This window comes from Corynebacterium sp., assembly GCF_030152825.1.
Classification (GTDB): domain Bacteria; phylum Actinomycetota; class Actinomycetes; order Mycobacteriales; family Mycobacteriaceae; genus Corynebacterium.
Window position 1 is genome coordinate 1 of the sequence record NZ_JASLIP010000073.1, and the last position, 3633, is coordinate 3633.

Sequence of the window (3633 nt, forward strand, 5' to 3'; positions counted from 1 at the left end):
GCCGCCGGGATGTGCGAGCCCAGCAGCGTGCCAAGGATCGTGCCCGCCATCGCCAGCCCGGTGAGGCTGCCGAGCGCCTGCCAGTCGACGTCCACGTGGAGGATGTGGGAGAAGAACCCCGACGCCGACTGCATCGCCACAACCAGCAACGAGGTGCCCACCGCAGCGGGCATCGTGAAGCCCACAAGCAAGGCGAGTGCCGGGACGACGAGGAAACCGCCGCCCGCGCCGACCAACCCGGAGATCATGCCGATGCCGAGGGCTGCGAGGACGATCTTCACCCTCTGCGCGCGGCTCAGCGGCAGGGTCGCTGCGGTTCCTACACTGCTCGGGGTTGCTTTCCCGTGCGTAGCGCTCGGCGGCGCGGGTGCGGAGGGCTTCCTGCCACGGACCATGCCGATGCCGGAGGCGATCATCACGATAGCGAAGATCGTCATGACGACGATGCCTGGCAGCAAGGCGGTCAGCTGCCCGCCCGCGAAGGCGCCCAGCATCGCCAGCCCACCGAAGACGACGCCCGTCCCCCACCGGACGTTGCCCTTTTTCTGTCCCCGCTCCCGCTGTTCCTTGGTGGGCCGGGCGTGCAGGAACGTGGAGAACAGGCTGGTGAGCCCGACGATGAACAGGGAGCCGGTGATGGATTCCTGGGTGGGCCAGCCCGCGATATAGCTGAGGATGGGCACCATGAGGATTGCCCCGCCGCCGCCGAAAAGCCCAATGGTGATGCCAACGAGGATGGCAAGGACGTGGGCGGTGATCAGTGCAGCGGACAATCTTTCACTTCCTGGCTTGAGGGTGGTGCCGAAAGTTCTCTTCACTCTTGTGCCATCCATGCTAGATGGCGCTGTGGGCGTGGCTCACCGCTGGCCGGAAAAATTGGGGTAGAAAGCGCAAAACCATCGAGCGGGGGGGGATGCTCGATGGCTTTACTTCCGGGGAGTCACGTCCCAACCATCCTCATCAGGGGGGGTTGGAGGATATGCGGTTGGGCAGACATCAACCCGGCACAAACGATAATAACGGTTTGGAAAAGATTTTAAAAGTCAACGCGAAATTTAGTTTCACTTCACCCGCGAATGCGCAGGTCAATGCGTGGACAATTCTTTGGCCTTCTCGGCTGTGATCCTGCGCTGAAGCTTGTTCTTGACGCATCCTTCGGCAGATACAGCACAACCCCGGCCACGATGCGACCGGGGCGATACTGCCGGATTGGTATTGCCGGATATGCGGGGCCTAGTCCCGCAGGCTATGCCGAGGCTGTTAGCCGACCGGGCCACCGCAGTTCGGCCATGCGCCAGCACCCTGGCCCGCCAGAACCTTCTCAGCGATCTCGATCTGCTGCTCCTTCGTGGCCTGGTCAGCGGTCGGTGCGTACTGCGTGCCACCGAAGCCCGCCCAGGTCTCAGCCGAGAACTGCAGACCACCGTGGTAGCCGTTGCCCGTATTGATGTGCCAATCGCCGCCGGACTCACATGCTGCGACCTGATCCCACTGGTCAACAGATGCTGCGTTTGCCGTCGGTGCAACCAGTGCCGGTGCTGCGATCACGCCAGCTGCCATTGCGAGGCGGGTCAGGTTGGTCTTGACGGACTTGCGCATAAAGTATTCGCTCCTTCTTCTTTCGGTAACGATGTGGTTACGAGTTCGCCAACCTACCCACCGCGCACCCCCATCCGTCAAGTGAATTCGCGCAATTGTGGCTTTTCAACCTGCCGGCTATCGCCCATGCAAGCCTCTCACCTGCGCGTATCCAAATGCCCTGATAATTCCCTGATGATGCCGCTACGGTGCCACGTCACCGTCCTATTTCTTCACCCTTTCCGCAGGGCGCGCCGCCCGCTGGCGAGAACGAAGGGCATCGCCAGGCGCATGAGGCGGGCCTGCGCGCCCACCCAGCGCTGGAAGCGGCCGCCGAGCGCGGGGAACACGATCTCCGCTGGCCTGCCGAACAGTGGGCGCTTTTTAAACGACCGGACGATGGTCTCGGCAATCACTTCCGGTCCCACGGACTTCTCAGCGAAAGCCGCCACCGCCGAGGGATCACGCTTTTCCTGTTCCAGCATCTCAGTCCGCACCCCAGGCGGGTGCACCAGCGTGAATGCCACGCGGCTCGCGCGTTCCTCGATGGCGACGGTGTTGATGAATGAACGCAACGCGTGCTTGGTCGCGCCATAGGAGGAGTAGCCGGGCAGGGGAAGGAAGCTGGTCATGGAGCACACAGTCACGACGTGCCCGCCGCGGTCCTTCATGTACCGCATGGCTTCGAGCGTGCCGTACATGGGGCCGAGGAAATTCACGTCCACCATCTGCCGATGCTGGTCACCCGTGAGGTCTCGTGCCCAACCGGTGTGGATCATCCCGGCGTTGTTCACCAGGATGTCCACCGGCCCAAGCTGGCATTCCACGTCCCGGAAGATGGCGCCCCACGCTTCTTCGTCGCGGACGTCGTGTTCCACACCGATGGCCCGAATGTTTCCAGGTAGTTCTTCAGCGACGGTGCGAGCGGCATCGCCGTTGATGTCGGTGACGGCGACGTCGTAGCCAGCTTCGGCTGCTGCTCGAGCGGTTGCGGCTCCAATGCCGCGGCCAGCGCCAGTAATGAGTACGACGCTCATGCCTACGCCCTCTCCAGGTCGATGATCTCGATGCAGCCCTTGCGCGCGGGGCCGCCGATCGTGGGGTCGTCGTTGATCGTGGTGGCGCAGAACAACGTGCGGCCGTTATCGCCGCCGAGCTCCACGTCGAGCGTCTTATTGCCGGTGCGGATGCGTTCGACGATGTGGCCGCCGGGCTTGACGAGCACGACCTCCGCGCGCGTGGCGTTGGCAATCCAGATCGACTGCCCGTCGCTATCCAGCGCAATCCCATCGGGAGCAAGCGAAATGGGCAGCGCATTGGCGATCTGCGGGTTTTCCAACACACCGGCAGCCGTGCGGACGATGCTGCCCAGCGGTGAACCGGAGTTGAGCTGTTTCCACAGGAATTCGGGCATGAGCTTGGCGTACGGACGTGGGTTGACCAACACGCCGTCCTCGTCGACGTCGCATTCGGTAAGCTGCAGCCGCAGGGTCTCGGCGACAACGACGGACCCGCCCGGCAGCTTCATCGTGCCATTCGGGAACAGCATGTCCGGGCCCGTTCCCGCGATCGTGCCGTCCGGGGAGATGCACACCACTCGCGTCGCAGGTGGTCCTGGTGGCTTGTACAGGTGGGAGTTCGCGTTGTCCCGGTGGAAGGCGTGGTAGTCGAAGCCGAAGTTGCCCACGTAGGCGTATCCCTCGGGCGTGACCAGCATGTCGTTGGCGTGACCGCCGCAGTAGGCGCTGATGTCAGCGTGTTCTGTCAGCTCACCATCGGGGCTGCGCCGCCAGATGACGTGCTGGTCCATGGAGACGATGAGCATGTCACCGTTGGGGAGGAATCCCAGGCCACCCGCGCGACCAGGGATTTCTCCCAAGACCTCTTCCCCACCTGGTTTGATCCAGCGGTGAAGAGTCCCGGTTGCCATGTCCACGAAATAGAGGGCCCCCTGGTGCCAACGGAGTGACTCGGGGACGCCGTATCCATCGAGAAGAACTTTCGTAGCCCTAACCATGCGGTCATAATAAGGCCGGAAAAGACGACGCGGGCCGA

Annotated in this window: 4 protein-coding genes; all 4 read right to left on the reverse strand. The window is 63.2% G+C overall.

Annotation, left to right across the window (positions count from 1 at the left end; genetic code table 11):
• Positions 1–818: sulfite exporter TauE/SafE family protein (locus tag Q1V78_RS07980; protein WP_300613398.1), on the reverse strand; the 818-nt coding region annotated here is incomplete at its 3' end.
• Positions 819–1260: 442 nt separating this feature from the next.
• The gene (locus tag Q1V78_RS07985) at positions 1261–1599 is read right to left on the reverse strand and encodes a transglycosylase family protein (protein WP_300613400.1); all 339 of its coding nucleotides are present in this window, start codon (positions 1597–1599) and stop codon (positions 1261–1263) included.
• A 212-nt stretch (positions 1600–1811) separates the two neighbouring features.
• A complete protein-coding gene (locus Q1V78_RS07990) occupies positions 1812–2615 on the reverse strand; it encodes an SDR family oxidoreductase (protein ID WP_300613402.1) in 804 nt (267 codons plus the stop codon).
• Between the two features lie 2 nt (positions 2616–2617).
• Positions 2618–3595 carry an SMP-30/gluconolactonase/LRE family protein gene (locus Q1V78_RS07995; protein ID WP_300613404.1) on the reverse strand — a complete coding sequence of 326 codons (978 nt, stop codon included), beginning with the start codon at positions 3593–3595 and terminating at the stop codon, positions 2618–2620.
• Positions 3596–3633 lie beyond the last annotated feature (38 nt).